17 protein-coding genes are annotated in these 26,315 nt (G+C 71.2%); 11 read left to right on the top strand and 6 right to left on the bottom strand.

Translation table 11 applies throughout. The features are described from left to right. Positions 1-15 precede the first annotated feature (15 nt). Together ACGH52_RS28215 and ACGH52_RS28210 are read right to left on the bottom strand one after the other, a co-directional pair. Complete coding sequence (locus ACGH52_RS28215) at positions 16-1,710, bottom strand: WXG100 family type VII secretion target (protein ID WP_399943365.1); 1,695 nt, start codon at positions 1,708-1,710, stop codon at positions 16-18. Between the two features lie 2 nt (positions 1,711-1,712). Further along, the gene (locus ACGH52_RS28210) at positions 1,713-2,162 is read right to left on the bottom strand and encodes a hypothetical protein (protein WP_399943362.1); all 450 of its coding nucleotides are present in this window, start codon (positions 2,160-2,162) and stop codon (positions 1,713-1,715) included. Positions 2,163-3,055: 893 nt separating this feature from the next. Between ACGH52_RS28210 and ACGH52_RS28205 the strand changes: the two genes are divergently transcribed. From ACGH52_RS28205 to ACGH52_RS28195, 3 genes are read left to right on the top strand one after another with little or no spacing between them, the layout of a single operon-like run. Beyond that, positions 3,056-3,487 carry a hypothetical protein gene (locus tag ACGH52_RS28205; RefSeq protein ID WP_399943359.1) on the top strand — a complete coding sequence of 144 codons (432 nt, stop codon included), beginning with the start codon at positions 3,056-3,058 and terminating at the stop codon, positions 3,485-3,487. A 20-nt stretch (positions 3,488-3,507) separates the two neighbouring features. Then, positions 3,508-5,853, top strand: a complete 2,346-nt coding sequence (locus tag ACGH52_RS28200) for a hypothetical protein (protein WP_399943356.1) — start codon at positions 3,508-3,510, stop codon at positions 5,851-5,853. Positions 5,854-5,892: 39 nt separating this feature from the next. Beyond that, positions 5,893-6,567 (top strand): hypothetical protein, encoded by a 675-nt coding sequence (locus tag ACGH52_RS28195; protein WP_399943353.1) that lies wholly within the window; start codon positions 5,893-5,895, stop codon positions 6,565-6,567. A 31-nt stretch (positions 6,568-6,598) separates the two neighbouring features. Here ACGH52_RS28195 and mycP read toward each other — a convergent pair whose 3' ends face one another. Both mycP and eccB read right to left on the bottom strand, forming a co-directional pair. After that, positions 6,599-7,882, bottom strand: a complete 1,284-nt coding sequence (mycP, locus tag ACGH52_RS28190; protein ID WP_399943350.1) for a type VII secretion-associated serine protease mycosin — start codon at positions 7,880-7,882, stop codon at positions 6,599-6,601. A gap of 29 nt (positions 7,883-7,911) precedes the next feature. Continuing rightward, on the bottom strand, positions 7,912-9,438 hold the full coding sequence (eccB, locus tag ACGH52_RS28185) for a type VII secretion protein EccB (protein ID WP_399943347.1): 1,527 nt from the start codon (positions 9,436-9,438) through the stop codon (positions 7,912-7,914). 143 nt (positions 9,439-9,581) lie between these two features. On the opposite strand from eccB, the gene eccE reads away from it, so the two are divergent. The 8 genes from eccE (at position 9,582) to ACGH52_RS28145 (ending at position 21,199) form a co-directional block, all read left to right on the top strand. Next, the gene (gene eccE / locus ACGH52_RS28180) at positions 9,582-10,862 is read left to right on the top strand and encodes a type VII secretion protein EccE (RefSeq protein ID WP_399943344.1); all 1,281 of its coding nucleotides are present in this window, start codon (positions 9,582-9,584) and stop codon (positions 10,860-10,862) included. Further along, positions 10,862-11,638 carry a hypothetical protein gene (locus ACGH52_RS28175; protein WP_399943341.1) on the top strand — a complete coding sequence of 259 codons (777 nt, stop codon included), beginning with the start codon at positions 10,862-10,864 and terminating at the stop codon, positions 11,636-11,638. The genes eccE and ACGH52_RS28175 overlap by 1 nt, the downstream gene beginning before the upstream one ends. A gap of 299 nt (positions 11,639-11,937) precedes the next feature. Then, positions 11,938-14,976: an SCO5717 family growth-regulating ATPase gene (locus tag ACGH52_RS28170; protein WP_399943338.1), complete on the top strand. Its 3,039-nt coding sequence runs from the start codon at positions 11,938-11,940 to the stop codon at positions 14,974-14,976. A gap of 303 nt (positions 14,977-15,279) precedes the next feature. Continuing rightward, on the top strand, positions 15,280-17,145 hold the full coding sequence (locus tag ACGH52_RS28165; RefSeq protein ID WP_399943335.1) for an ABC transporter substrate-binding protein: 1,866 nt from the start codon (positions 15,280-15,282) through the stop codon (positions 17,143-17,145). After that, positions 17,138-18,190, top strand: coding sequence for an ABC transporter permease (locus ACGH52_RS28160; protein ID WP_076976580.1), 1,053 nt, complete (start codon positions 17,138-17,140; stop codon positions 18,188-18,190). Before ACGH52_RS28165 ends, ACGH52_RS28160 begins: the two co-directional genes overlap by 8 nt. Continuing rightward, positions 18,187-19,119: an ABC transporter permease gene (locus tag ACGH52_RS28155; protein WP_121701329.1), complete on the top strand. Its 933-nt coding sequence runs from the start codon at positions 18,187-18,189 to the stop codon at positions 19,117-19,119. The genes ACGH52_RS28160 and ACGH52_RS28155 overlap by 4 nt, the downstream gene beginning before the upstream one ends. Further along, positions 19,116-20,153, top strand: a complete 1,038-nt coding sequence (locus tag ACGH52_RS28150) for an ABC transporter ATP-binding protein (protein ID WP_399943331.1) — start codon at positions 19,116-19,118, stop codon at positions 20,151-20,153. The genes ACGH52_RS28155 and ACGH52_RS28150 overlap by 4 nt, the downstream gene beginning before the upstream one ends. Next, on the top strand, positions 20,150-21,199 hold the full coding sequence (locus tag ACGH52_RS28145) for an ABC transporter ATP-binding protein (protein WP_399943328.1): 1,050 nt from the start codon (positions 20,150-20,152) through the stop codon (positions 21,197-21,199). The genes ACGH52_RS28150 and ACGH52_RS28145 overlap by 4 nt, the downstream gene beginning before the upstream one ends. A gap of 139 nt (positions 21,200-21,338) precedes the next feature. Here ACGH52_RS28145 and ACGH52_RS28140 read toward each other — a convergent pair whose 3' ends face one another. Both ACGH52_RS28140 and ACGH52_RS28135 read right to left on the bottom strand, forming a co-directional pair. Then, positions 21,339-22,295 carry a bifunctional riboflavin kinase/FAD synthetase gene (locus ACGH52_RS28140; RefSeq protein WP_210974490.1) on the bottom strand — a complete coding sequence of 319 codons (957 nt, stop codon included), beginning with the start codon at positions 22,293-22,295 and terminating at the stop codon, positions 21,339-21,341. Positions 22,296-22,425: 130 nt separating this feature from the next. After that, positions 22,426-26,259 carry a trypsin-like peptidase domain-containing protein gene (locus tag ACGH52_RS28135; protein ID WP_399943325.1) on the bottom strand — a complete coding sequence of 1,278 codons (3,834 nt, stop codon included), beginning with the start codon at positions 26,257-26,259 and terminating at the stop codon, positions 22,426-22,428. Between the last annotated feature and the right edge of the window lie 56 nt (positions 26,260-26,315).

Here is a 26,315-nt window from a genome sequence, read left to right as displayed (position 1 = left end):
AGTCCTCGCTCGCGCTCAGTTGACAACCGGCGGCACATCGCGCCGCGGATTCGTGGGCAGGTGTGTCTCTTCGTCCTCGACCAGGTAGTCGGGGCGCTCCACGCCTTCCTCCCTGCGTTCATCACGTCGGCGCCCACGTCCGCCAGGGCCGCGCACGAGCCCCGCACCACCTCGGGTCATGCCGTTCCGTTCGGCACGGGCGGCAGACCTCGACGCTGCGGGCACACCGGTGATACCAGGCTTCGCCACGGAGCGGCCCTTGCCCGACTGAGATCCGGCGTCGGCCCCGACGACCACGCCACGGGGGAGCCTCGGACCACTCCGTCCCGTCATACCTGGAGTACTCGCCGGCCGACCGCCGACCACACCACCGGCACGGCCGGCTCCAGTGACTGGGCCACCCGCCGGTCTCGGGGCCATCGTGGGATTGGGACGCGGTGTACCGCCGCTCACTCCGGGCCCCATGGGGGACGGCTTCGCTCCTGACGTGATCCCCTTTGCCACGGGCTGTTGCCCGGCAGGCGTTGGACGTCCCACCTGATTGAAGGGGCCCTGGTTACCCGGACGTCCCGGGCCCGGCCCCCCACCCTGACCGGGAGGAGTCACACGCCCCTGGACGGAGAATGGCGCCCTGGTACGGCTGGGGCCACCATCAGCCCGACCGGAGCGGCCAGGAGGCACCGGAGGGCCGAAGCCCGGACCGAACGGGCCTGTCGGTCCACCACCGTCGCCCGACGGCAGTGTGGTTGGCAAAGTAGGCCCCGGGCCGGGGGCTGTGGGGAGCATCGGCGTGCCGACACCGTCAATGTTCGTCGCAACAGGAATATCGGTGTAGACCGACTGCCGTGTAATGCTCGCAGGTGCAACGACCGTGCCGTCCGCTGCATACGGCTGAGCCCGGCCTTCCACGGCCAAATGCGAATCGCTGTCTGAGACGTTGCCACTGTCGCTTCCCTGGATGCGACGCGGCTGAGGATCGGTCGGCGCACCAACTCGGTACACGTTTTCAGGCTTCGGAATTCCCACATCCGGCATAGCCTTGAACGTCGGCGGTTCCAGTCCCGCCAGCAACTCCTCCGACACAGCGTAGTAGGACGACAACCGGTTCATTTGGTTGATCGCCTCTTGGCGGTTCTTCTCGACACGAACCGCTTCCGCGTACTCGCTGTTGCCCTCGACCTGCATAGGCGTCGGGAGCTGCTCAGGTCGCAGCGCTTTGGTCGTCGGCCTCGTATCGCGTTCCGGCATCGCGGTGCGTACGTTCGCCAGGCCCACGGCAGCAGCGGTGATCTGATCTCCCGCCCCGCCGGCAAAGGCACTCAGGCCGTGTGTACTGGTGACGAGAGAACGCCCCCACTTGCGAAAGGCTTCGCCCGCCTCGCCCACCCAACGAACATTGCCGATGTGACCGTCCAGCTCCTTGGCTGCTTCTTTGATGGCGTCCCGCGCTTCCCACAGAGCCTTGCCCGAGGTCTCCAGGTCTTCCGGATTCGTCTGTTCTACGAGGTCGACCATCTCGTTGAGGTCGTGGTCCTCGAAGTTCGTCCGGCCTTGCATGGCCGAACCCAGCGGCGTCGATTCGACAGCCGACTTCAACAGCCCGCCGAAGAGCCTAAACGAAGGCCGTTCTTCCAGGCCACGTGTCAGGTCCGCAGCGGTGTTCTGCTGGGAGACTCGGTCGTAGTCCGCCTCGTGATGCTGGTCGGACATCGTTAGAGACTCCCGCTGGTAGCCGTCTGCTTCTTGTGCATGCCGTCGCCCCTGGCATCCTCGATGTGCTTGAGCTGCGTCTGGATCAGCTGGAACCGGCGGCGCTGCTCCTCTTCGAGGTTGTCGAAGCCCACGTGCGCACCCCTGACCGCGATGCCGATCGCCTCGATCTGAAGGTGCAACGTCTTCGAGAGGCTGGTGAGCTCTTCGTGGACCCGGTTGTACTGCAGATACAACGCGTGCGCCTCTGGAAAGGCGGCCGCGCTGCCGCTGTTGAGCGAAGAGGGCTTGATCCTTTTTGCGCCGATGCGCGTCGGGTCACCCGCCGAACCTTCAAGATTGCTGAGCGCACTGTCCACTCGCTTCACGAACGTCGACAACGCCTCGCCCGTGACCTCCAGGTTGGCCGCCCTGCCGGCGGACACCCCTCCCACCATTTCAGCTGGAAGCATGCTGCAACCTCCCCCGCTTCCCCGTACATTCCTCGCTCGAGCCAGCCTGGACCGCTCGCACGCGCAACTGATCGTAACCGCAAGAGATCGTCACTGTAGTCACCGGGTAGCCCGTGCCCAACCGCCATTTACGCCAGCCTCGTTGCGGCCACACAAAAATTCCAAAGTTCAACCTTCAAGGCGACGCCAAGGTCTCGTCGGCGGACCCACCAGAGATCGGAGCCTTCCTGACCATGTGAACGACGACTCCGCCGAGCCCCAAGGGCCGGTGTTCCACCCGGCTGTGACGTAGCTGCGCCATCTCTTGACGTTTCATGTCTCAACCTCAAGAGGGGCCCGACGGACGGCCGTTAGCAGGGCCTGGCTGTGCGCGGGGAGCTCGTCGTCCAGCCCTCATTCCGCAGAGTAGTTGCTTGCTGACCCAGCCGTCTCCTCCCTAATTTGCCGTAAACAGTGCGCCGGCAGTACGGCCTGCCCCGCGTCGCTGTCACCGGCCGACTTGTCGAACCGGTTGGGCCAAGAGGACCCTCGCACCGCTATGGGTGACGGTGCACCGTGTGGCCGGCGCCCGGCTTCTCGCTCGGCCTGCCGCCCGCGGAGGCCGTGCTGGCCTCTCCCGGTGTCCAGACCATGGCCGCGGTGCGTCTACACATCGTCCACCGTGAACGTTCCGTGCATGCGGCGCCGTCGGTCTTGCGCTACACCCCGATGGCCTACTGGCGTAGGCAGGCCCCTGAAGTCTCGATTGGCACGCAGGCGCGAGTTTGAGTCGCCTGGCTGGGGAATCAACCACCGACCCCAACAGACACAGTCAATGATAGAAGTGACAGCTGATCGGGTTGATGGCCGCACGAGTGCGGCGGCGAGGCGAGTCCGGATGGGCTGGGGGAATCGTGACGTTCGAGCAGGACTGGGCGCAGCTGCGCGAGGCGGCGGCGGCCAAGCAGGCCGCCATGCAGATCGACAGCCTTCCGGCCGAGGGTGGCGGAGGTGGCGGCGGGAAAGACTTGGTGGTCCATCGGGACGACCTCGGCGCCATCGGCAACGACGCGTATGACCTGTTGGGACGGCTGACGAAGGACGGTGACCACGCCCGTGTCTCCACGTTCGACGCGGCGACGGCGTTGACCAATGGGAACTTCGAGAGCGGTTCGGGGCTGCTGAAGGTGCACGACAACTGGCAGACCCATCTCAGGACGTTGCTGGACGCCTGCGGACAGGTATCGAATCACCTCGATTACAGCAAAGCCCGGCACGCCAAGGACGAGGCGAAGGTCGAGGGGGATCTGACCCGGATCTCCGTACTCACGGAATACATGAAGTAGGGCTCGGGGGAGCGCGCAGCATGCTGAAGTACGAGGACATCATCGACGCCCCGTTGGGGAAGCTGAAGACCGCCGTCGACGACTGGTCGGAAATGGCGCGAAAGCTGGACACACTCGCCACCGACGCCACCGGCGGAATGAAAGCCAAGGCGGACAAGGCGTCCTGGGAGGGCGTCAACGCAGGCGTCACCAAGGCATTCATCGGCAAGGCCGCAAAGGAGTTCGCGGACGCCGTGGTCGAGGCCAAGGGCGTGCACCGGATCCTTCAAGAGGGCTACACGGCCATCAAGAAGGCCAAGGACGACCTGGTCAGCATCCGGGACCACGAGGGTCCCGAGGCCGGCATCCGGGTGGACGGCAAGGGCAAGGTCACGGCGAAGAAGCCGTTGTCCGAGATCCCCGCGGCGCGCCGCGACCCCGACTACAGCAAGCTCCTGCAGGAGGAGAAGAGGAACATCGAGTCGTGGCAGAAGAAAATCGACCTCATCGTCGACAACTGCAGCGACACTGACGTCTCCTTGAACAACGCCCTTGCGGCCAACGCCACCGGCCGCAAGGACTTCGGCGCCCCCAAGTACACGAAGCTGGACCAGGAGGAAGCCGCCCGTGCCGCAGCCCTGGCAGCCAAGGGCCGGGACATCACGCACAAGGACCTGGCGGAGCTCAACGAGCTGTTGAAGGACAACAGTTCGTCGACGGAGTTCTCCAAGTACTTCTACGAGAAACTCGGACCCCAGAAGTCACTCACGTTCTTCGGCCAGCTCGCCACGGACACGTATGACTACAGTAAAGTCGACGCGGAGCGTCTCAAGGACGTCCAGGAGCTTCAGAAGAACCTCGGCCTCAACCTGGCCACCGCCTCCCACGACAAGGCGTTCACCGACAAGTGGGGACCCGAGCTGCGCAAGCTGGGCACAGAGCACATCGTGTTGTCCAAGTACGACTCGACCGGGCCCTTCGGATACCAGTTGCTCGGCGGGATCATGCGGTACGGGAACTACGACGCGAAGTTCCTCACTCCGATCGCCGAGCACGTGGCGCAACTGCACGCGAAGGACCCAGGCCTGTTCGCCGAGACAAAGATGGTGAACGGCTGGCTCAAGAATCCGTACAACCCCTCGGGAGTGAACGGCGCCGGCTACGAGCCGACCACCGCCATGCTGGAGGCGCTCGGCAACAGCCCGGAAGCTGCGAAGAAGTTCTTCACCGACCCCCCGACCGCGTACAACGAGGACGGTACGGTCAACCACGGTGCCACGGCTGACCTCGGCAAGGACAAGGACGGCGAGGAGTTCGACAACTACCTCGACTTCTTCACCAACGAGAAATGGGAGTCCTTCGGTGACGTCAACTCGACTGATCCGAAGGAATTCGAGGCGTCGGTCGGATTCATGCCCGACGCCCTCGGCCACGCCCTGGAGTCGGCGACCCTCGGCTATCCGGCCGGACATCCGGACGTCAGTGTGGTGCGGGACGAGGACAACGTCGCGGTCATGCAGCAGGTCATGGAGAAGTACGCCGATGACCCGGGCCTCCTGAAGGAGCGCCACGAGGCGATGGCCGACAGCCTGGGCGTCATGGGCGCGGGCTACATCGACGACATCAACTGGGCGTTGGCCAAGAATGATCCGGAGAGCGTGTTCGCGCCGAGCAAGAATCCGGAAGGGCACCTCAACTTCTCGGACACGGTGGACGGGAACGGGCGGAGCGTCGTCCGAGGCTTCCTCAGCACCCTGGGGCAGCACCCGGACGCCTACGCGACGTTGTCGACCGCGGAGCAGGTCTACGCACGCAGTGTGCTGGAAGGGACCGTAGGCCCCGATGGGATCAATGAGGGCGCCGCCAGGGCGACCGTGCGTACGGGTGCCGAGGTACAGGGCATGCTCGACCAGTCCCGGGCCGACCAGGTGGAGGCGACGAACCTCAAGACCCACGAGGACTACGAGAAGGCGGTCGCCAAGCGGGCGGGCTGGGTCGAGTTCGGGGCTGCGGCGGGCATTGCGGCGGGCGTCGCCTTCCTGCCCGCGACCGCGGCCGTGGGCACGGCCGCAGTGCTCATCCCGTTGGCCACCGATACCGCAAGCGGTGCTGCGGAACAGCTCATCGGCCAGATGGTCGGCGACATGTCCGACAACTCTGTGGATGAGCACAAGGAGAAGATCGAGGATCTCACCGACAAGGAGAAGGACAAGATCTACTCTGCCGGTGAGAGTATGGCCGAGGCTCCGATGGAAGAGTTCCTGACACACAATGGCGTGGATAAGAACAGCGACTTCAATCAAGACCTGCGCGAATCAATGCTGATCGGCTACGGGGTCGGTAACGACCGGGAGAACCAGCAGGGCAACGATCCGGAATCCGGTTGATACCGGACGGACGGCCGAAGACACGTAAGGATACGAACAGTGATCAGTCGTGGGTCGGTGCGCGGGGGGCTCCTCGCAGTCGCCGTAGCCGGTTCTTTGCTCGTCGGGGCCACCGGTTGTGGAGGGGACGGGAATGCGGACGGAGCCCCGGACGACTACAAGGTTGTTGGGGGGACGCAGCTCTGCGGTGGCAACGCCATCTCCGCCGACGCGTCCAAGGCGCTGAAGGTGATTACCGGGTCGTCACGGTTCGAGGCGTCGGCGGAGGAGTACACCGTCAAGCAAGCGGCAGCAGACCTTGTCGATGAGTACCCGCTCTCCACCGTGACCAACGACGTCTGCCGGATTTATACGCCCCGCGAAACCCCGGACTTCGACCTCCGAGTCACCTGGAACCTGGAGGACGGCCCCCCGACAAGCGACTCGGCCTCGGAATTCACCGAACTGAAGATGGGTGAACTGGCCGTGGCGGCGGCGGACAAGGCATACGTCTTTTTCGCCTGCCAGAGCGACAAGTTGGGGTCCTCGCCGGACGTCCACATCGTCGTTGGAGTGCAGCATTGGGCCATGTCAACAGAGCCCGAAGGTGACATCAAGGCGTTGAAAGACGCCTACGCGACCGTGGCACACTCCTTCTCACTGGCCATGGCCAAGGAACTCGGCTGCGCGAACAACGGCGGGCTTCCCGCGAAGCCCGTGCTGGATCCCGCCTAGCGATCGGAGCCTCAACCCCCTGACGGCGCCGTCAGCCAAGCCACCCCCGCCCGCCACCCCGCCGCCGCCGTGAGTCCCGTACCGCCACTGCTGTCCCGCCCAGGCCGGCGGCGAGGACCAAGGCGCCGACGGCCGCGTAGGTGCCCAGGCGGGTGTTGCGTTCCTCGGCGGTTTCGCCGAGGTGGAGCGGGGGGACGTCGGGGGCCTTGGCTTGGACGTCCGGCTTTTCGGCTGCGGGGGATTCCACCGGGTGGGCCGGGTCCACGTCCGTCAGGGCCTTGACCGGGTCGATCACGCCCCAGCCGACGAGGCGGTCGTGACCGGGGATGGAGCGTTCGGCCGTCTGCTCGATCTGGGCGACGACCTGCTCGGCCGTCCACTTGGGGTGCGCCGACTTCAGCAGCACCGCCACCGCCGCCACGTAGGGCGCAGAGAAGCTGGTGCCGTTGTCCGAGCAGTGGCCGCCCCCGGGGACGGTGGAGATCATGTCGACGCCGGGGGCGGCCACGCCCACGAACTCGCCGGCCTGGGAGAAGGAGGCGCGTTCGTTGTTGCGGTCGGAGGAGGCGACGGCGAGGACGCCCTCGTAGGAGGCCGGGTATGTCGTCTTGTCCTTGCCTCCCAGGCCGTCATTGCCCGCCGAGGCGACGATCACGACCTCCTGGTCCAGGGCGTAGCGGACGGCCGACTCCAGGGTTGAGGCGGGTTTCACTGCCTTGGCCGTGTCCTGGGAGACGTTGATGACGTCGGCGCCGGCGTCCACGGCGTAGCGGATGGACGTGGCGAGGGTGTCGGCCGTGCCGTTGCCCTCCGCGTCGTTCTGTTTGACGGGGATGATCGTGGCCTCCGGCGCCAGGCCGACGAATCCGGTGCCCTTGGCGGGGCGGGCCGCGATGATGCCGGCCACGCGTGTGCCGTGGCCGACGGTGTCGGTGGTGCCGTGGGCGTTGCCCCGTTCGAGCTTCTCGCCCTTGTCGTCCTTCTCGGGGAGGTAGTTCCTGCCCTTGGACGCGTCGACGGCGTTGGCGAGTTGGGGGTGCTTGACGTCGACGCCCGTGTCGATCACGGCGACCTGGACTCCCTTGCCCTTCGACTGCGCCCACAGCGCGTCCAGGTTGACGCGCTGGAGGGCCCATGGCCTGCCGCCGTAGTCCTTGGAGGGGAAGGTGCACTGCCCGCCGTCGGCTGCCCGCGCCGCGGGGGCGGCGGGGAGGAACGTGAGGACGGTCGGTGCGGCCAGCACCATGGCGGTGAGCAGGGCCGTCGTCAGGGTCCGGCCCCGGCCGGCACCGCGCACGGCCTTCCGCTTCTGCATGGTTTCGGTCCTCCGGGCAGACACGGGCGTCACGAGCCCTGGGGCTGGCGTGCGGCCGCCTCGGACAGGCGTGGGCCGGTGGGCAGGAACGTCGACCACGTCACCGGAACGGGTGATGGTGCCACGTTCTCGTAGCCGAGCCTCGTCTGGGCGATCCGGGACTCGCTCAGTTCCCGCTCGCGCTTCTTGTCGGACGTGCCGATGCCCTGATCGTCGCCGGCGCTGTCGCTGTTGGACTGCAGGGCGTAGCGCAGTCCGGTGTCGGTGACGAGGAAGACGCCGCCCGCCTTCGTCTCGCTGCCCTGGAACTGGCGGTAGAGCTGCCCGGAGCCGGGCGTCACGTACGCGCTGGAGGAGCCGGTGGGCAGTTGGGCGGGGAAGTCGGTGCTCGTCCAGGTGGAGAGGGTGGTGGTGCCGTTCTCGGCGTCCACCGAACGCAGGACGTTGCAGACGGTGTTGCGGCCGGAGGTCGCGGAGGTGCCGTTGTTGACCGTCTTCGGGCGGTACGACGGCCAGTCGCGCCGGCCCGCGAACCCGACGCTGTCGACGACCGCGCCGGGGCTGACCTGCTGCGCCTCGCCCGCCTGCCCGACGTCGACAAGGGCGCCGCTGTTGAGGAGCAGGGTGGCCGTGAACTCCGAGACGCGGGCCACGGCACCGCTCTGCACGACGTAGTACTGCATGCGCCGCCCGTCGTAGGCCTTGATGACCATGCCCACCTTGTCGTACTGCCCCAGCATGTCGGAGGCGCCGGCGGCCGCGCCGGGCGTGCCCTTGATCTCCGGGATCGCGATCGGGTCGCCCTTGTGGAGCGTGTCCAGCCATTCCTGGGAGACGCGCTGCGGGGCCCGGCCCTGGGTGTCCAGGGCCTTGAGGAGTTCCTTGTCCGTCGGATCGGCCAGCGCGTAGGCGGAGCCGTGCGAGTCGACGACGTACTGGGATGTGCCGTCCGGTCCGACGACGTACATCAGGTCGCCTCCGGAGAGTTTGTTCCTGCCCTCCGTCCTGGACCAGTCCTTCTCCGCGAAGACGAACGCCGCCTTCTGGATCGCCCGGCCGCCCGGGCCGGGCCGTTCGCAGACGGCCCAGCGCTTGGCCTGCTCGGCGTCGTCGGAACCGGGCAGGCGGTCGGGGGCGTAGGGAATGCCGATCGTGGCGCCGTGCGGTGGCTCGCCGCTGTCGAGGACGCCCTCGTCCACCGTGATGACGCTGTCCTTGTCGGGGTCGAGGAGGAGCTTGGCCGAAGCCATGTTGAGGACCGGGTGCAGCTGCTTCTTCCCGTCGGTCTTCAGGACGACGTACCGCGTCGTGGAGTCGCTGGCCACGATCACGTGCCCGCCGGCCTCGTCCCACCCCTTCGGTGCGGTCGGGCTGAACAGTCCGACCGCACCGAACACGGCGAGCACCACGATGCCGACGACCGCGCCGGGGACGATCGCGCGCAGCGGCCTGGGGGCGCCTTCCTCCGAGCCTGAGGGGGACGGTTGAAGGAAAGACGCGAGTGTGCGGCGCTTCGCGAAGGTGTAGGCGTTCAGTTCATCGCGCCGTGATGCCATGTGTCTTCGTTCTCTCCCCGTACGAGTCAGACCCGGCCCCTACTATGCCTGTTGCCGGACGGTGCATGGGGCACCGGTAGGCTTCCGGAGCCTGCCGTGTGCTGAGCACGATGTCTTCGGTGAGAGTTCGGGGGATTTGAGTGATGGCTTCCGCGTCGCGGACCCGGTCACGCACGCAATCGGCTGCCCGGACCTCTGCCACCCCGCATCTGCGAACGCGCCCGGCGCGCGGCGGCTCCTCGACCCTGCAGCGGCTGGTGCTGCTGGAGTTGGCCGCCGCGCTCGCGGTGTGCGGCTGGCTCCTCGGACCGGTGGCGATGGTGCCGTCGGTCGCCGTCGCCGTGGTGCTGGTGCTCCTGGCTGTGGTACGTCGCCGTCGGCGCTGGCTGCCCGAGTGGCTGGCCAGCCATCTCGCGTTGCGTGCCCGCCGCCGAAACGCACCGCGGGTTCCGGTGCCGCAGGGCATCGACGCCGGCCTCGCCCCGGCAGTGGAATGCGAGCCGAATCTGCGCACGTACAGCTTCGTCCACCGGGACGAGCGTGACCGTCGGCAGGTGGGCATGGTGGGTGACGGGTCCTTCCTCACCGCCGTGCTTCAGGTGGAGGCCGACGCAGGGGCGCTGCGCGCCGAGCGCGGCCTCAGACCGCTCCCGCTGGCGCTGGTCCGGGACGCGGTCGACGTGGACGGCATTCGTCTGGAGTCGGCGCAGATCGTGTTGCACACCCAGACCGCGCCCGCGCCCCACCTGCCACGCCAGTCGGTCGTGGTGGCCAACTACGCACAGCTGCAGTCAGAGGTCGCCGCCCCTGCCGTCCGCATCATGTGGATCGCGTTGAAGCTCGATCCCGAACTGTGTCCCGACGCGGTGGCCGCGCGCGGCGGCGGGCTGCCGGGGGCACAGAAGTGCCTGGTGCGGTCGGCCGAGCATCTGTCCAGCCGACTGACGGGTGCCGGCTTTCGGGTGAACCTGCTGACCGAGGAGGAGGTGTCGTCCGCCCTCGCCACCTCCATGTGCGCCAACCCGATGGTGACCGTCCAGTCGGGGCAGGACGACGCATCCCGGCCGCGGACCGAGGAGTCCAGCCGCAGTTGGCGCTGCGACAACCGGCGGCACACCACGTACTGGGTACGCCGCTGGCCCCAGTTGGGCGGTCAGGGTGTCGGGTTGCCCCAGCTGGTGGCTCAGCTGACGGCGGTACCCGCGCTGGCGACCACGTTCAGCCTCACCCTGGCGCCGAGCGGGCACCAGGACGTGGCGATCACCGGGCACGTGCGGGTGACCGGCCGCAGCAGCACGGAGCTGGCCGACGCCCGCCGGGGCCTGGAGAGCGTCGCACGCCAGGCGCGGACCGGTCTCGTGCGTCTGGACCGCGAACAACTGCCCGGCATGCTCGCCACACTTCCCCTCGGAGGTGCCCGCTGATGGCCTTTACGCCGTCCACCGCTCCGACTCCGGGGGCCGCCGCCTCCGGGCGCCCGGTCACGGGCCCGCGGGAGCGTCTGCGCGCCGGCTTCGGTCTCCTGGGGCCCCGTCACCCGCGGCACACGCTCTCCATGGCCCAGGCCGACACGCTCGGCCTGCCCGTCGGGGACGACGGTGTCGTGGTGGGCGTCAACGGCGAGGGGCAGCCCGCCGTGCTCGGGGTGAACCGCCCGACGCCCTTTGACGTCCTGCTCATCGGCGGACTGTGGACCACGCAGGTCCTGGCGCTGCGCGCTGCGGCGACCGGAGCCCGAGTGGCCGTGGAAACGGGTCGCCCGGCTCACTGGGCCCAGGTGGTGCAGGCGGTCGGTGGTGGTCAGTCCGGCATGACCGTGCACGAGGTGGGCCGGGTCCCTCCGCAGGGGGCCTCGGCGACGGCACCGGTCCTGGTCATCCGGGACTGCGGCATGCGTCCGCCTCGCGGACGGGTGGTCTCCGCGCCCTGGCAGTCCGTGCTGACGCTGCTGCCCTACCTGAGTCCTCTCGCGCCGCGGCTGATGCGTCAGGCGCGCCTGGTGGGCGTGCAGCGCGTCTCACCGGACGAGGCGGTGGAGATCGGCCGGGTGACCGGCCTGCCCCGCTCCGAGTACGAGGCACTGCCGACCCTCGCCGACGGGGTCACCCTGTGGTGCACGGAACGGGACCGGCAGTACGTGATGACGCAGCCGACCGATGTGGAGGCCGGACTCCTGGGTGCGCCCCGGAGGATGGACTGACCGAACCGCGCAGGGTGGATCACCCGATTACGTCCGGTACGACGTGAAAGAGCCCGATTTTTGCGTCACTTGTGACCTTGGGCACCCAGGTGGGCAGGGGTACGGGGGCCTGACGGGGGCGGGACACTCGTGATTAGGCTGGTGTGGGGCGCGACACCAGAACCCGTGGAGGGGGCGTCTGCGTCTCAGGGGGAAAGCCGGTGGATCGGACGACCTCGAACGGCCTCGGACCAATTCGAATGACAAGCAAGGGTCGCCCCAGCACGGCATGAGGGTGCTCGACCACACCAGGAGGAACTGTGAGCAGCGATCGGGACGGGATCCGCGGGGGCTGGGCTACACCCGGCGATGACCAACCCGACGCGGAGTCCTCCGTCGAGACGACCGGCGAGTTCACCATCGACTACGCGCCGCCCGCCTGGTACACGCAGAACGCGTCCGGCGACGGTGGAGAGGGCGAGGGCGAGGGGGGCGGTTCGACTGACGGCGCCTCTGCCGACTCGTCCGCTTCCTCTTCCTCCTCTTCCTCCTCGTCCTCCAGTTCGTCCGGTTCTTCGTCTCCTTCCGCTCCAGCCGCTCCGCCTGCTCCTCGGGGTCCTGTTCCGCCGTTGCCGGGGTTGACTCCGCCGCCGCACGCGACGGCCAACGGGGCTTCCTCCGTTCCGGCTCCGGCCCCGGGCGCTCCTTTCACGCCTCCGCCTCCGGCTCCCGCTCCGGGTGCCGCGTTCACGCCGCCTCCGCCGCCGGGGCCGGGTGCGCCGTTCACGCCGCCCGCGCCGCCGAGCGCGGGGCCTACCGGGGTGCCCAGGTTGCCGGTGGGGAGTGGGTTCGAGCCTCAGCCTGCGCCGTCGCAGCAGCCGGCGCCGCCGGAGCCCGAGCCGGAGCCCGAGGCCGACCCGGCGCCTGCCGCGGATCTCGCCTCGCCCACGGCCCTGCCGACGTTTCCGGCCGGTGGGTTCCAGCTCCAGGCTCCCGCTCCGTCGCCCGCCGAGAAGCCCGAGGCACCCGAGGCAGTGGCAGAAGCAGAGCCCGAGGCAGAGGCCGAGCCCGACAGCGTCGATCTCGACAACGGCGACCTGGAGAGCGGTGCGACCATGCGCTTCTCCGCCGTCGCCCTCCAGCGTGAGATCGCCGAGCGGGCCGCGGCGGAGGACGCCGCCGAGGAGTCCCCGGCGGCCGGTTCCGACGAGGTGGGTGACACTCCGGAAGAGGCACACCCGGGCGCGGCCGAGACCGACGTCGACTCCGACGATGACTCCGAATCCGGGTCCGGCTCCGACTCTGACGAGGGGGCGCTTCGGGACGCCGAACCAGCGCCGGTCGCCCTGACCGCCGTTCCCGGACCCGAGGTCGCGGACGAAGGCGAGGTCGCGGACGAGCCTCAGGACAGCGTCCCGGACAAGGACGAGCCCGAGGACGCGGTGCCCACCGACGCCGCGCCGCCCGCCGACAGCGTGCCGCAGGATGCGCCGCCGCCCCCGGCGCCGGACGGAATGCCGCCGCTGCCCCCGTCGTACCCGCCGGTCGCGCCCGCGCCCGCCCACCAGTGGCCCGCACAGCCGCAGCCCGCCCCCGCGCCTCCCGAGCAGCCGGGCGTACCGGCCCAGCAGCCGCCCTTCCAGCCGCACGCACCGCAACCGGCGCCCGCGGCATGGAACCAGCCGCCCGCCGCCCCGCAGCCCGGTGCGCAGGCTCCCCAGCCCCAGCCCCCCTTCCCCGGCCGGCCCGGCGGATACGGCTTCCCGCAGGCGCCGCACGGGCCGTCGGCGCAGCAGCCGTACCCCGGAGTTCCGCAGCAGGCGCCGCAGCCCCAGCAGCCGCAGGGCGAGGGTCAGGCCCCGCCCGCCCAGCCCGGCCAGCCGGTCCAGGCGCCTCAGCCGGTGCAGCAGCCCGCGCACCCGGCGCAGCAGCCGGAGTACCAGCCCCTCCCGCCCCAGCAGCAGGCGCCGCAGCAGGCACCGCAGCAGCCACACCCGTACCCGCAGCCGCAGCCGCCCCAGCAGCCCGCCGATCCCCGGCTCGGTGCCGCCTGGCCGCAGCCCATGCAGCACGACCAGCGGCAGCCGACCAACCCGGGCGCCGCGCCGCTCGGTTACACGGCGGCCGTGGAGCTGTCGTCCGACCGGCTGCTCAACAACAAGCGGCAGAAGGCGAAGAGCAGCCGTCCCGCGGCCGGGGGGTCCCGGTTCAAGCTGGGCGGGAAGAAGGAAGAGGCCGAGCGGCAGCGGAAGCTGGAGCTGATCCGCACGCCGGTGCTCTCCTGCTACCGCATCGCCGTCATCAGCCTCAAGGGCGGCGTCGGCAAGACGACCACCACCACCGCGCTCGGCTCCACGCTCGCCACCGAGCGGCAGGACAAGATCCTCGCGATCGACGCCAACCCGGACGCCGGCACGCTCGGCCGCCGGGTGCGCCGGGAGACCGGCGCCACCATCCGCGACCTCGTCCAGGCGATCCCGTACCTCAACTCGTACATGGACATCCGGCGGTTCACCTCGCAGGCGTCGTCCGGTCTGGAGATCATCGCCAACGACGTCGACCCGGCGGTGTCCACGACCTTCAACGACGAGGACTACCGGCGCGCGATCGACGTGCTCGGCCAGCAGTACCCGATCATCCTCACCGACTCGGGCACCGGTCTCCTCTACAGCGCCATGCGCGGCGTGCTCGACCTCGCCGACCAGCTCATCATCATCTCGACGCCGTCCGTGGACGGTGCGAGCAGTGCCAGTACGACCCTGGACTGGCTGTCGGCGCACGGGTACGCCGACCTCGTCTCCCGGTCGATCACGGTCATCTCCGGGGTCCGCGAGACCGGCAAGATGATCAAGGTCGACGACATCGTCGGGCACTTCCAGACCCGGTGCCGGGGTGTCGTCGTGGTCCCGTTCGACGAGCACCTGGCCGCGGGCGCCGAGGTCGACCTCGACATGATGCGGCCGAAGGTCCGGGAGGCGTACTTCAACCTCTCGGCGATGGTCGCCGAGGACTTCGTCCGCCACCAGCAGGCGCACGGCCTGTGGACGGCCGACGGCAACCCGCCGCCGGTCGCCGCCCCGCCCATGCCGGGCCAGCAGATGCCCGGGCAGCAGATGCCACCGCAGCAGCAGCCCGGGCAGCCCATGCCGCCACAGCAGCAGCCGGGGCAGCCGATGCCGGGGCAGCCGTACCCGCCGCAGCCCGGGCCCGGACAGCAGCAGCCGCCGCATCCTCAGCCCGGTTACGGCCAGCCCTACCCCCAGCCCGGTTACGGATATCCACAGCAGGGGCAGCCGGGACAGCCGGGGCAGCCGGGGCAGCCGGGACAGACTCCCCCTCCTCCCCCGCCCCAGCAGTAGCTCCACCCACCTCCGAAGGCCCGCGCCGTCCCCGACGGTGCGGGCCTTCGGGCGTGTGCGAACGACAACGTCCGTCCCAGCCGCCACGCTCTCACCAGGCAAGCGCCAGTGGTCTGCGCCAATGAGGGTGACGTATGGGTCAACTCGCCGTTTCCGCAGGCCACATGGGGTTTGACTTACCGTTGACGCGCGCAGACTGCCGCTGGTAGACACACACTTCATTCCGTGTTCACCACCGTTCAAGCCCGCCTCACGCAAGGACGCCCGGCGTCTGCGCGTGCGATGACGCGAGGTCAGGTAGTCATGAACAGACACGATCAGCACGGCAGCGGACGTACCGCCCACCGGCCGTGGCGCACCCGTCTCCTCGCGGCAGCAGGCGCCGGCGCGCTGCTCCTCGCGTCGGGGGCGGTCGCCCCCTCGGTCGCGGCGAAGGACGGCGACGGGGGCGACGGCGGCGACAAGGTGCTCACCGTCGCCGTGGCCCAGAGCGTCGACTCGCTCAGCCCCTTCCTGGCGGTACGGCTGCTCAGCACGAGCATCCACCGGCTGACGTACGAGTACCTGACCAACTACGACGCCAAGGACAACCACGTCATACCGGGGCTCGCCACCGAGTGGAAGTCCTCCCCGGACAAGCTGACCTGGACGTACACGATCCGTTCCGACTCCAAGTGGTCGGACGGCGAGCAGGCCACCGCCGAGGACGCGGCGTGGACGTTCAACACGATGATGACCGACCCGGGCGCCGCCACCGCCAACGGCAGCTTCGTCGGCAACTTCGAGAAGGTCACCGCGCCCAGCCCGACCCAGCTGGTGATCCGGCTGAAGAAGCCGCAGGCCACGATGACCGCGCTGGACGTCCCGATCGTGCCCAAGCACGTGTGGGAGAAGGTCGACGACTTCTCGAAGTTCAACAACGACAAGGACTTCCCGGTCGTCGGCAACGGCCCCTTCGTGCTCACCGACTACAAGCCGGACAGCTATGTGCGGCTGAAGGCCAACAAGGACTTCTGGCGCGGCGCCCCGAAGTTCGACGAGCTGGTCTTCCGGTACTACAAGGACCAGGACGCCGCGGTCGCCGCCCTGCGCAAGGGCGAGGTGTCGTTCGTCGCCGGGTCGCCGTCGCTGACCCCGGCCCAGGCCGACTCGCTCAAGGGCGAGGAGAACATCCGGGTCAACGACGCCCCCGGCCGCCGCTTCTACGCCCTGGCCACCAACCCGGGCGCGCGGGCGAAGGACGGGACGAAGTTCGGTGACGGCGACCCCTCGCTGCTGGACCAGCGGGTGCGCAACGCGCTGTTCATGGCGGTGGACCGCAAGGCGATCGTCGACAAGGTGTTCCAGGGCCACGCGGTGGAGGGCGCCGGGTACATCCCGCCGCGCTTCTCCTCGTACTTCTTCGAGCCGTCGGCCGGGCAGGAGCTGGCCTACGATCCCGAGAAGGCCGCGCGGATGCTCGACGAGGCGGGCTACCGGACGAACGCCGACGGCAAGCGCCTCGGCAAGGACGGCAAGCCCCTGGACTACCGCATCCTGTGCCACGCCACCGACCCGAACGACAAGGCGGTCGGCAAATACCTCCAGGAGTGGTGGGGCGAGCTAGGCATCTCGGTCACCCTCAACTGCCTGGACAATGTGACCGACCCGTGGCTGGCCGGCAAGTACGACCTCGCCTTCGACGGCTGGTCCGTCAACCCCGACCCGGACTTCGTGCTCTCCATCCACACCTGCGCGGCTCTCCCGGCGACGCCGAAGGACACCGGCGCCACCGACAACTTCATCTGCGACAAGAAGTACGACGACCTGTACGCACGGCAGTTGGCCGAGTACGACGCCGACAAGCGCGCGGAGATCGTCAAGCAGCTGCAGTCCCGGCTGTACGACACCGGGTACATGAACGTCATGGCGTACCCGAACGCGGTGGAGGCCTACCGCACGGACCAGATCAAGTCGATCACCACGATGCCGTCCGCCGCGGGCAACATCTACGGGCAGGACGGCTACTGGAGCTGGTGGTCGGCCGTGCCCGCCGACTCCGGTGACTCCTCCGGGAGTTCGTCGTCGACCGGCACCGTGATCGGGATCGTCGCGGGCGTCGTCGTCCTCGTCGGTCTCGGGGTGTTCTTCGCCGTCCGCCGCCGGGCCTCGGCCGACGACCGTGAGTAGCGCGACCGACTCCGCGAGCGTCTCCGCGATCGGGAAGCGGCCGACCGAGGCGCCGCGGGGGCGCACCCGCAGCGCGTATCCGCGGTACGTGGCGGGGAAGCTGGCGGGCGCGGTGGTCTCCCTGTTCGCCGTCCTCGTCACGAGCTTCTTCCTCTTCCGGCTGATCCCCGGCGATCCGGTGAAGTTCATGACCGGTGGCCGCCCGGTCTCGGCCGAGCAGCTCGCGGTGTACAAGGAGGAGTTCGGGCTCGACCTGCCGATGTGGGAGCAGTTCACGGACTACTGCGTCAAGGCGCTGAGCGGGGACCTGGGCACGTCGTACCAGTTCCACGCGCCCGTCGTGGACAAGATCACCGAGGCGCTGCCGAACACCCTGCTGCTCACCGGCACGGCCTTCGTGCTCTACACGGCGCTGGGTGTCTTCCTCGGCACCCGTTCGGCGTGGCGGCACGGGGGTCTCGGTGACCGGCTCAACACCGGGCTGGCGCTGACGCTGTACTCCATCCCCTCCTTCTGGCTGGGGCTGCTGCTCATCATCGTGCTGTCGGTGGGGGTGGACCCGATCCCGGGGCTGTTCCCGACCGGGGGCATGGAGTCGGGCCGCGAGGAGGGCTTCGCCCACGTGCTCGACGTGGCCCACCATCTCGTGCTGCCGGTGGTGACGCTGGTCGCGGTGGAGTACGGGCAGACGCTGCTGGTCACCCGGTCGGCGCTGCTGGACGAGATGGGCAGCGACTATCTGACGACCGCGCGGGCCAAGGGTCTCAGGGACGACCTCGTACGGCGTCGGCACGCCGTGCCCAACGCGCTGCTGCCGACGGTGACGCTGGTCTTCGTCAACCTGGGGCGGACCGTGGCGGGGGTCATCCTCGTCGAGACGGTCTTCTCCTGGCCGGGGCTGGGCGGACTGTTCTACCAGGCGCTCAGCGTGCCCGATCTCCCGCTGGTGCAGGGGCTGTTCTTCGTCTTCGCCGCCGCGGTGATCCTGATGAACACCCTGGCCGACCTGTTGTATCCGATGCTCGATCCGAGGGTGGGCCGATGACCGCCGAGACCACCGCGCCTCCTGTGAAACCGGGCGGGCCCAGTCCGCGCGCTCTCGCCCGGCGGCGGCGCCGTGCCTCCGTCGCGCGCTTCTGGAGGGAGTACCGCAAGCACCGTGCGGGGGTGTTCGGGCTGGCGGCGCTGGTGCTGTTCGTGCTCGTGGCACTGACCGCGCCGCTGACCGTCGGGTCGGACGTGGACAGTGTGACCGACGCGCCCGGTCAGCCGCTGGAGAGCCCGAGCGGCCGGTTTCCGCTGGGCACCGACCAGTTCGGGCGGAGCCTGCTGGGTCTGCTGATCTGGGGCTCGCGCGTCTCGCTCCTGGTCGGGCTGCTCGCGGCGGTGCTGTCGGTGCTGATCGGCGCGCTGATCGGGATCACCGCCGGGCACTTCCGCGGCTGGTACGCCACGGTGATGATGCGGATCACGGACTGGTTCCTGGTGATGCCGACGCTGGTGCTGGCGATCGTGCTGGCCACGGTGCTGTCCCGGTCGCTCGGCACGATCGTGCTCGCGATCGGCGTGACCACCTGGCCCACCACGGCGCGCCTGGTGCGGGCGCAGACGCTGGCGGTGGAGTCGCGGCCGTACATCGAGCGGGCGAAGGCGCTCGGGGGCGGCCACTGGCACATCATGTCCCGGCACGTGCTGCCCAACGTCATGCCGCTGATCCTCGCGCAGACGACGCTGATCATCTCCTCCGCGATCCTGGCGGAGGCGACCCTGGCCTTCCTCGGTCTCGGGGACCCGGCGGTCGTGTCCTGGGGCGGGCTGTTGCAGGACGCGCGGGAGGCGGGGTCCGTGAGTTCCGGTGACTGGTGGTACCTGGTGCCGCCGGGCGTCGGGATCGCGGTCGTGGCGCTGGCGTTCACGCTGTGCGGGCGTGCGGTGGAGGCCGTTCTCAATCCCAGGCTGGGGGTGTCCCGTTGAGTCTGCTCGAGGTGCGGGACCTGAAGGTGACGTATCCCGGCGGTGCGGCCGCCGTGCGCGGGGTCGACCTGGCCCTGGAGGCGGGCGAGAAGCTCGGTGTCGCGGGCGAGTCCGGCTGCGGCAAGTCCACCCTGGCCCTGGCACTGCTGCGGCTCCTGCCGCCCGGTGCGCGGGTCGGCGGGGAGGTGCTGCTGGACGGCGAGGACGTGCTCACGATGAAGTGGGGCCGGGTACGGGCGGTCCGCTGGGCCGGTGCGTCGATCGTCTTCCAGGGCGCGATGCACTCCCTGAACGCCGTCCACCGCATCGGTGACCAGATCGCCGAGCCGATCGTGCTGCACCGCAGGGCCACCCCGGCCGGGGCGCGCAAGCGGGCCGGGGAGCTGCTGGAGCAGGTCGGTCTGCCCGCGGCCCGGGCGAGTGCCTACCCGCACGAGCTGTCCGGCGGGCAGCGGCAGCGGGTGATGATCGCGATGGCGCTGGCGTGCGACCCGCGGCTGATCGTCGCCGACGAGCCGACCACGGCGCTGGACGTGATGATCCAGGCGCAGATCCTGCGGCTGATCGAGGGCCTGGTGGGCGAGCAGGACGTCGGCCTGATCATGATCAGCCACGACCTCGCGGTGCTGGCCGACACGTGCGACCGGCTCGCGGTGATGTACGCGGGCCGGGTGGTCGAGGAGGGCCCGGCCCGGCAGGTGTACGACGACGCCCGGCATCCCTACGGCCGGGCGCTGTCGGAGGCGTTCCCCACGATCGGGAACCCGGCCTCCCGGTTCGCGCCCCGCGGACTGCCGGGCGACCCGCCCGACCCGGCGGCGGTGCCGTCCGGGTGCGCGTTCCATCCGCGCTGCCCGGTCGCGCTGGACCTCTGTGCCACCCAGGACCAGCCCCTGCGGGCTGCGGGCGCGCGACGCCGTGCGGCATGCGTGCACGTGGGCCCGGACGGCACGGGAGCACCGGACGGGACCGCCGCCGGGTCGGGCGGGGTCGCGTCGGCGGAGGACGACGGAGTGAGGAGCAGTGCCCCATGATCAGCACCGCGTCCAGCGGCACCCCCACCGGCACCCCCGGTGACACGCCCCCGTTGCTGAGGGTCCAGGGGCTGCACGTCAGCTTCCCCGGCCGGCGCGGGGCGGCCGCCGCGCGAGCCGTCGACGGGGTCGACCTCGACATCCGGCGCGGTGAGATCGTCACGCTGGTCGGCGAGTCGGGCTGCGGCAAGACGACCCTGGCCCGTTCGCTGCTCGGCCTGGTGAGGCCGACCGAGGGACGCGTCACCTTCGACGGCGCGCCCCTCACCTACTCCGCCCGGGCGCTCAAGGCGTACCGCAGGCGGGCCCAGCTCGTCCTGCAGGACCCGAGCGGTTCGCTGAACCCGCGGCACACGGTGTACGACATCGTCGCCGAGGGCCTGCGCATCCACGGCCACGCCGGGGACGAGCGGACGGCGGTGGCCGAGGCGCTGTCGCGGGCCGGGCTGCGGCCGCCGGAGCGGTTCTTCCTGCGTTACCCGCACGAGCTGTCCGGGGGCCAGCGCCAGCGGGTCGTCATCGCGGGCGCGCTGGTCCTGCGACCCGAGCTGCTCGTCGCCGACGAACCGGTGGCCTCCCTCGACGCGTCGGTGCGGGGCGAGATCCTCGCGCTGCTGCTGCGGCTGCGCACCGAGCTGGGCCTGGCCGCGCTGGTGGTGACCCACGACCTCGGCCTGGCCTGGAACATCGCCGACCGGGTCGCGGTGATGTACCTGGGCCGGATCGTCGAGACCGGCCCGGTGGAGCAGGTGCTGACGGCACCCCGGCACCCGTACACCCAGGCCCTGCTGTCCGTGCTGCCCGAGGCGCCCGGCGCCCCCGTCGTGCTCACCGGGGAGCCGCCGGACCCGTCGTACATCCCCGGCGGCTGCCGCTTCCACGTGCGTTGCCCGGTCCTGGCGGGCGGCGAGGCCGAACGGGCGGGTGTCGCGGACGCCTGCCGGAGCCAGGGGCTGGAGATCCTGCGCGGCGGCGACGAGTCCCAGGTCGCCTGCCACTGGGCGCGGGCGACGCAGCCCGCGGCCGAGCTGACGGCTGACGGCTGACGGCTGACGGCTGACGGGGCAGGAAGCCGGGGGACGGCACCAGGCCCAGCAGGGGGTCGTCGGCTGTCGGACCCCGGCGTGACCTCGGTCGTCAGCCCCGGGTGCGCCCTCGACCGCCGGACCGGAGGCGTCCCGGGTCTCAGGCCCCGGGGGCGTCCGTCGCGGTGATCTCGCGGCACCGGTCGACGTCCTCGGCCATCTGCACCAGGAGCGCGTCCAGCGTCTCGAACTTCGCCTGTCCGCGTACGAAGGCCACGAAGTCCACGGCGACGTGCAGCCCGTACAGCTCCAGGCCCACCCGGTCGATGGCGTACGCCTCCACCGTGCGCTCGGTGCCCTCGAACTGCGGGTTGGTGCCGACGGAGATCGCGGCCGCCATCGCCTCGCCCTGGGCGTGCAGCCAGCCGGCGTAGACGCCGTCGGCCGGGATGGCGGTGTGCGGGAGGGTCTCGACGTTGGCCGTGGGGAAGCCCATCTCACGGCCGCGCTGGGCGCCCCGCACGACGACGCCCTCGACGCGGTGCGGTCGGCCCAGGATCTCCGCGGCGCCGGACACGTCGCCCTCGGCGACCAGGCGGCGGGTCAGGGTGGAGGAGAACGGCTCGCCGCGGCCCGCCTCGCCGGTGACGTACAGATCGACGACCTCGACCTCGAAGTCGTAGACCTTGCCCTGCTCGATGAGGAAGTCCACGTTCCCGGCGGCCTTGTGGCCGAAGCGGAAGTTGGGGCCCTCGACGACCGCCTTGGCACGCAGCCGGTCGACCAGGACCTTGACCACGAACTCGGCCGCGGAGAGCTTCGAGAACTCCTTGGTGAAGGGGAGGATCAGCACCGCGTCCACGCCGAGGTCCGCCATCAGCTCGGCCCGGCGGTGGTGCGGGGCGAGCAGCGGGGGGTGGCTGCCGGGGCGGACGACCTCGCTGGGGTGCGGGTCGAAGGTGACGACGACGGACGGAACGCCCAGCTCGCGGGCGCGGTCCACGGCGTGCTTGATGATCAGCTGGTGTCCGCGGTGAACGCCGTCGTAGGAGCCGATGGTGACGACGCTGCGTCCCCAGTCCTCGGGGATGTCCTCCAAGCCACGCCAGCGCTGCACTGTGTCCGCTCCTCGGTGCTTCCGTGGTTGCCATGGTTCCGTGGTGACCCTTACGCAGGTCTAAGGGTGCCATGCCGTCCGGCTCCGGCCCGCATCGGCATCGGCATCGGCGCTGTGACCGGGGGCGGGGTCAGGCGGGGACGCGGGCGCCCGCCAGGTGCTCGATCGTGCGGCGGGTGCTGGGGCCCACCAGCGCGGCCCAGTCCTGGGGCGCCTCGGTGAGCCAGCCGGTCAGTCGGCGGGCGAAGCCCGGGAGGTGGCGGGCCAGGTCGACGAGGCCGCGGTCGAAGCGGGTGGCGCCCTCGGGGGTGCGGACGAGGAGCAGCCCGGTGCGCTGGACGAGGGCGCGCAGCTCCTCGCCGTCGCACCGGGCGGCCGCGTGCAGCAGCGCGTCCAGCACGGCGGGTTCGTGCTCGTGGGTGAACAGGTGCTCCCGCAGTGCGCGGCGGAGCGGGGCGCCGGCCGCCGCCCCGTCGGCGGCGAGGACCGAGGCGAGCGCGGCCCGCACCGGCTCGGGACCGTCGTCCAGGAGACGGGTGACCAGGGGCAGGAGTACGGCGCTGGGTGCGGGGTCCCGGTCCAGGCGCCGGTCGACGTACGCGGCCAGGTGCCCGGCGGTCTCGGGGCGCTCGGCCACCGTCCGGCCGAGGAGGGCGGCCACCCGGTCGGCCAGCGCGGGCGTGGTGGCGTCGGCGAGCCTGCGCAGCGCCTCCCCGGCGTCCGGGCCGAGCAGTCGGGCCCGGAAGGCTTCGAGCACGGGCCCGGGGTGGGTCGGCAGGGCGGCGGCCACCGCGCTCGGCGGGAGGTACGGGTCACCGGCGGTGAAGTGGTCGAGCGCCCTGGGGAGGTGGCGGTCGCGGCAGGCGGGGTCCTGGACGAGCAGGGCGAGCGCGCCGCCGCGCAGCGGGCTGTCGGAGGGTCCGGCGAGCAGGACCAGGGCGGCGTGGCGGAGCAGGGTGCGGTCGGCGCCGGTGCGCGCGTGCGGGGCGGTGCGCAGGCCGTGGGTGACCGCCGCGGTCTGCCGCGCGGGGCGCTCGTCGCGCGCCCACCGCTCCACCGCGCGGCAGAGCGCCGACGGCTCCTCCTCGGCCAGGACGGCGAGCAGTTCGTCGGCGCGTCGGTGCGCGCTGTCGACGAGTACCTCGGTGAGGCCGTCCAGGCCGCGGTGGCGGTGGGTGTGCAGCAGTGCCTGCGCGGCCGTCGCGACGGTGGCGTGCGGGGTGGCGGGCAGCGGCCGTTCGTCGTCGAACCAGCGGACGAGCAGCGGCTGTACGGCCGCGGGGTCGGCGACGAGCAGCGCGGCCACGGTGTCGAGGTGGCGGGGGCCGGGCTGGTGCGGTGGTCCGTCGGCGAGGACGAGGCGGCGCAGCAGGTCCAGGCGGACGGTCTCCGGCACCCGCAGCGCCGTCCAGAAGCCGGGCCCGAACACCCGGGGCGCGGGGTGCCCCTCGCCACCCCGTTCCGCGATCCCGTCGGCGAGCAGCCGCAGCACCTCCGTGTACGGCGTCGCGTCGGGTACCCGGATCAGCACCTCGGCGAGCAGCCGGGCGGCCCACCAGGAGTGCGGGTCGCGGTCCAGGGCGTGCACCAGCTCTTCGAGGGTCAGGGCGAGTTGGGGGACGCCGTGCTGACGGGCGAGGAGCAGGACCGCCTCGACGACGGAGCCGACGCGGTGGTGCGGGACGGGCAGGGTGGGGGTGCCGTGCGGGGTGTCGCGGCGGTGGACGAGGGCGCGCAGGGCCTCCTCCAGGTCGAGGTGGGTGCCCTGGATCCAGTCGGCGAGCTCCTCGTGCGCGAAGCGGTAGCCGCTGCCCGCGGGTGCGAAGAGGCCCTCGGCGAGCACGGCGGGGGCCCAGCCGGTGCCGCCGCCCAGCCGGGCCGGGGCCGGTCCCCAGGGGAACAGCGCTTCGAAGGACTCCCGGTCCAGTCCGCCCTGTCCGGGCCCGAGGCTGCGCCGGGCCGCCTCGTGGACTTGCCCGGAGACCTTCGCCGCGAGTCGGCGCACGGCGGTGCCGTGCAGGCCGTTCTCCCCGGCCAGGCGGGTGGCGACGCGCAGGCACTTCAGGTCCAGGTAGGCCGCGAAGACCGCGTCCCGGGTGACGTGTACGGGGGCCGGGGAGCCGGGGAGGGCGGCGTGGACCTCCGAGAGCAGGCGCAGGGTGAGGGGGTGGCGGGCGTCCGGGTCCGCCAGGGCGCCCTCCGGGACGCCGTGGCGTGTGCGCGCCTCCCGGGCCTCCTCGTCGCTCAGGTCGCCCAGGCGGACACAGGGCGGTAGCGCGGCGAGCGGGCATCCCCGGGAGCCCGCGGGCACCGGGTCGGCCGACGCCGGTCCGGGTCCGGCTTCCGTCCCGCCCGAGGGGCCCGCGGCGGCCGACCCGGTCACCGGTCGCGGTCCCACGGCGGCGACGGTGCGCGGCGGCTGCGGCGCCGCGCCGGTCCCGGACCAGGACACGCCACCATCCGCGCCCGATCCCGGCCCCGGCAGGGCAAGCGCCGCCCCGGACGGCGGCACCCCACCCACCGCCCGCCCCGGACCGCCCGGACCGCCCGGTCCGGGCCACGATCCCGGCGCGGCGGTCCCCTCCGCCATCCGCTCGGACGCGTACAGCAGCTCCCTCGGGAACTCCGCCCCCGCGTGCTCCCAGTACTCCCCGCGGCAGGCCACCACGAGCCGTGCTCCCGTCTCCCGCAGCCAGGTGGCCGTGCCCTCGGTCCACTCGGGGAGGCGGTGCGCCAGGACGGGCGGCATCTCCTCGGGGCCGTCGAGGAGGACCAGGAGGGGCCGTCCGGCGGCGCGGGCCAGGTGGGCGAGGCGCTCCGGGGTGATGTCGCCGAGGTCGCCCGGGCCGGGGCGGCGGTCCGAGGCGGCGATGATGCGGGCGGCCCGGGTCAGCGTCCGGCGAGCCGCGTCCGCCAGCGACATGTCGTCGTCGTGCAGATCGGCCCCGCGCAGCCAGAGCGTGGGCGCCGCGTCCGCGCCCCTGGAACGACGGGCGGCGAGGGCCGCCAGCTCGGTCGTGCGGCCGCTGCCCGGCGCGCCGACCAGGCCCAGCACCCGGGCACGACCGGCGGTGAAGGCGGCGAACTCACGTGTCACCGCCGCCCGTTCGACCGGTTCCCCCGCGCCGTGTCCGCCGCCCGGCGCGGCCGTGGGGTCCCCGTCCGTGACCGACGTCGCCGTGAGGGCGAGCACCCCGGCCAGATTGAGGTCGGCGCCGTACGCCGGGACCGTCGCCGCGTTCTCGGCGAGCAGCGCGGCGAGCGGGCCGGTGGCCGCGCGGCGCAGCGGTACGGCGAAGCCGACGTCGCTGTGTCCGGAGCTGAGGGCGGTGCCGAGGACGCCGAGGACGGCGCCGGTCGCCACGTCGAGCACGGGACCGCCGGCCGCGCCGCCGCCCAGCCGCAGGGCGTCCCGGCCACCGGTGCCGACGGCCAGTTCGAGGGCGTCACCGAGGAGGTGGAAGCGGTCGGTGGCCGTGTAGGTGACGTCGGTGGCGCCCAGGACCCGGGCCTCGCGCCAGCCCCCGGCGGCGATCCGGACGTACGTCCCGGCCTCGACGCGGTCCCGCGCGGTGAGGGGCAGCGGGTCGACGCCGAGCCCCTCGGTGCGCACCAGGGCCAGACCGAGGGCGGGCAGCGGGGTCACGTCGGCGGCGGCCACGACGCGCCGACGCTCCTCGGCGGTGCTCAGGACCAGCCGGGTCAGGCCGTCGACCGCTTCGTGGCTGGTGAGCACCGTGCCGTGGTGGTCGGCGACGAATCCCGTGCCGCGGGGGCGGCCGGCGAGGTCGTGGAAGCGGATTAGGGCGGCGTCGTAGGCGTAATCCGCCGAATCGGACGTGCGTCCCGCCGGATCGGCCTCCCGGAGAGCCGGGGGCCCGCCGCGCGCTTCCCGGGAGCCGCCCGCGGGCCGCTCCCCCGCCCTGCCGCCCGTCGCCTCCCGGGACCGGTTCCTCGACGCCATCGTCGAACCTCCCCGCCGTACACCCGTGCCGTGTGTCCGACGGTAGGCGCGAGATG

Source organism: Streptomyces sp. BBFR25 (assembly GCF_044590125.1).
In the GTDB taxonomy this organism is placed as follows: domain Bacteria; phylum Actinomycetota; class Actinomycetes; order Streptomycetales; family Streptomycetaceae; genus Streptomyces; species Streptomyces canus_D.
This window is presented reverse-complemented; position numbering and strand designations above follow the sequence as displayed.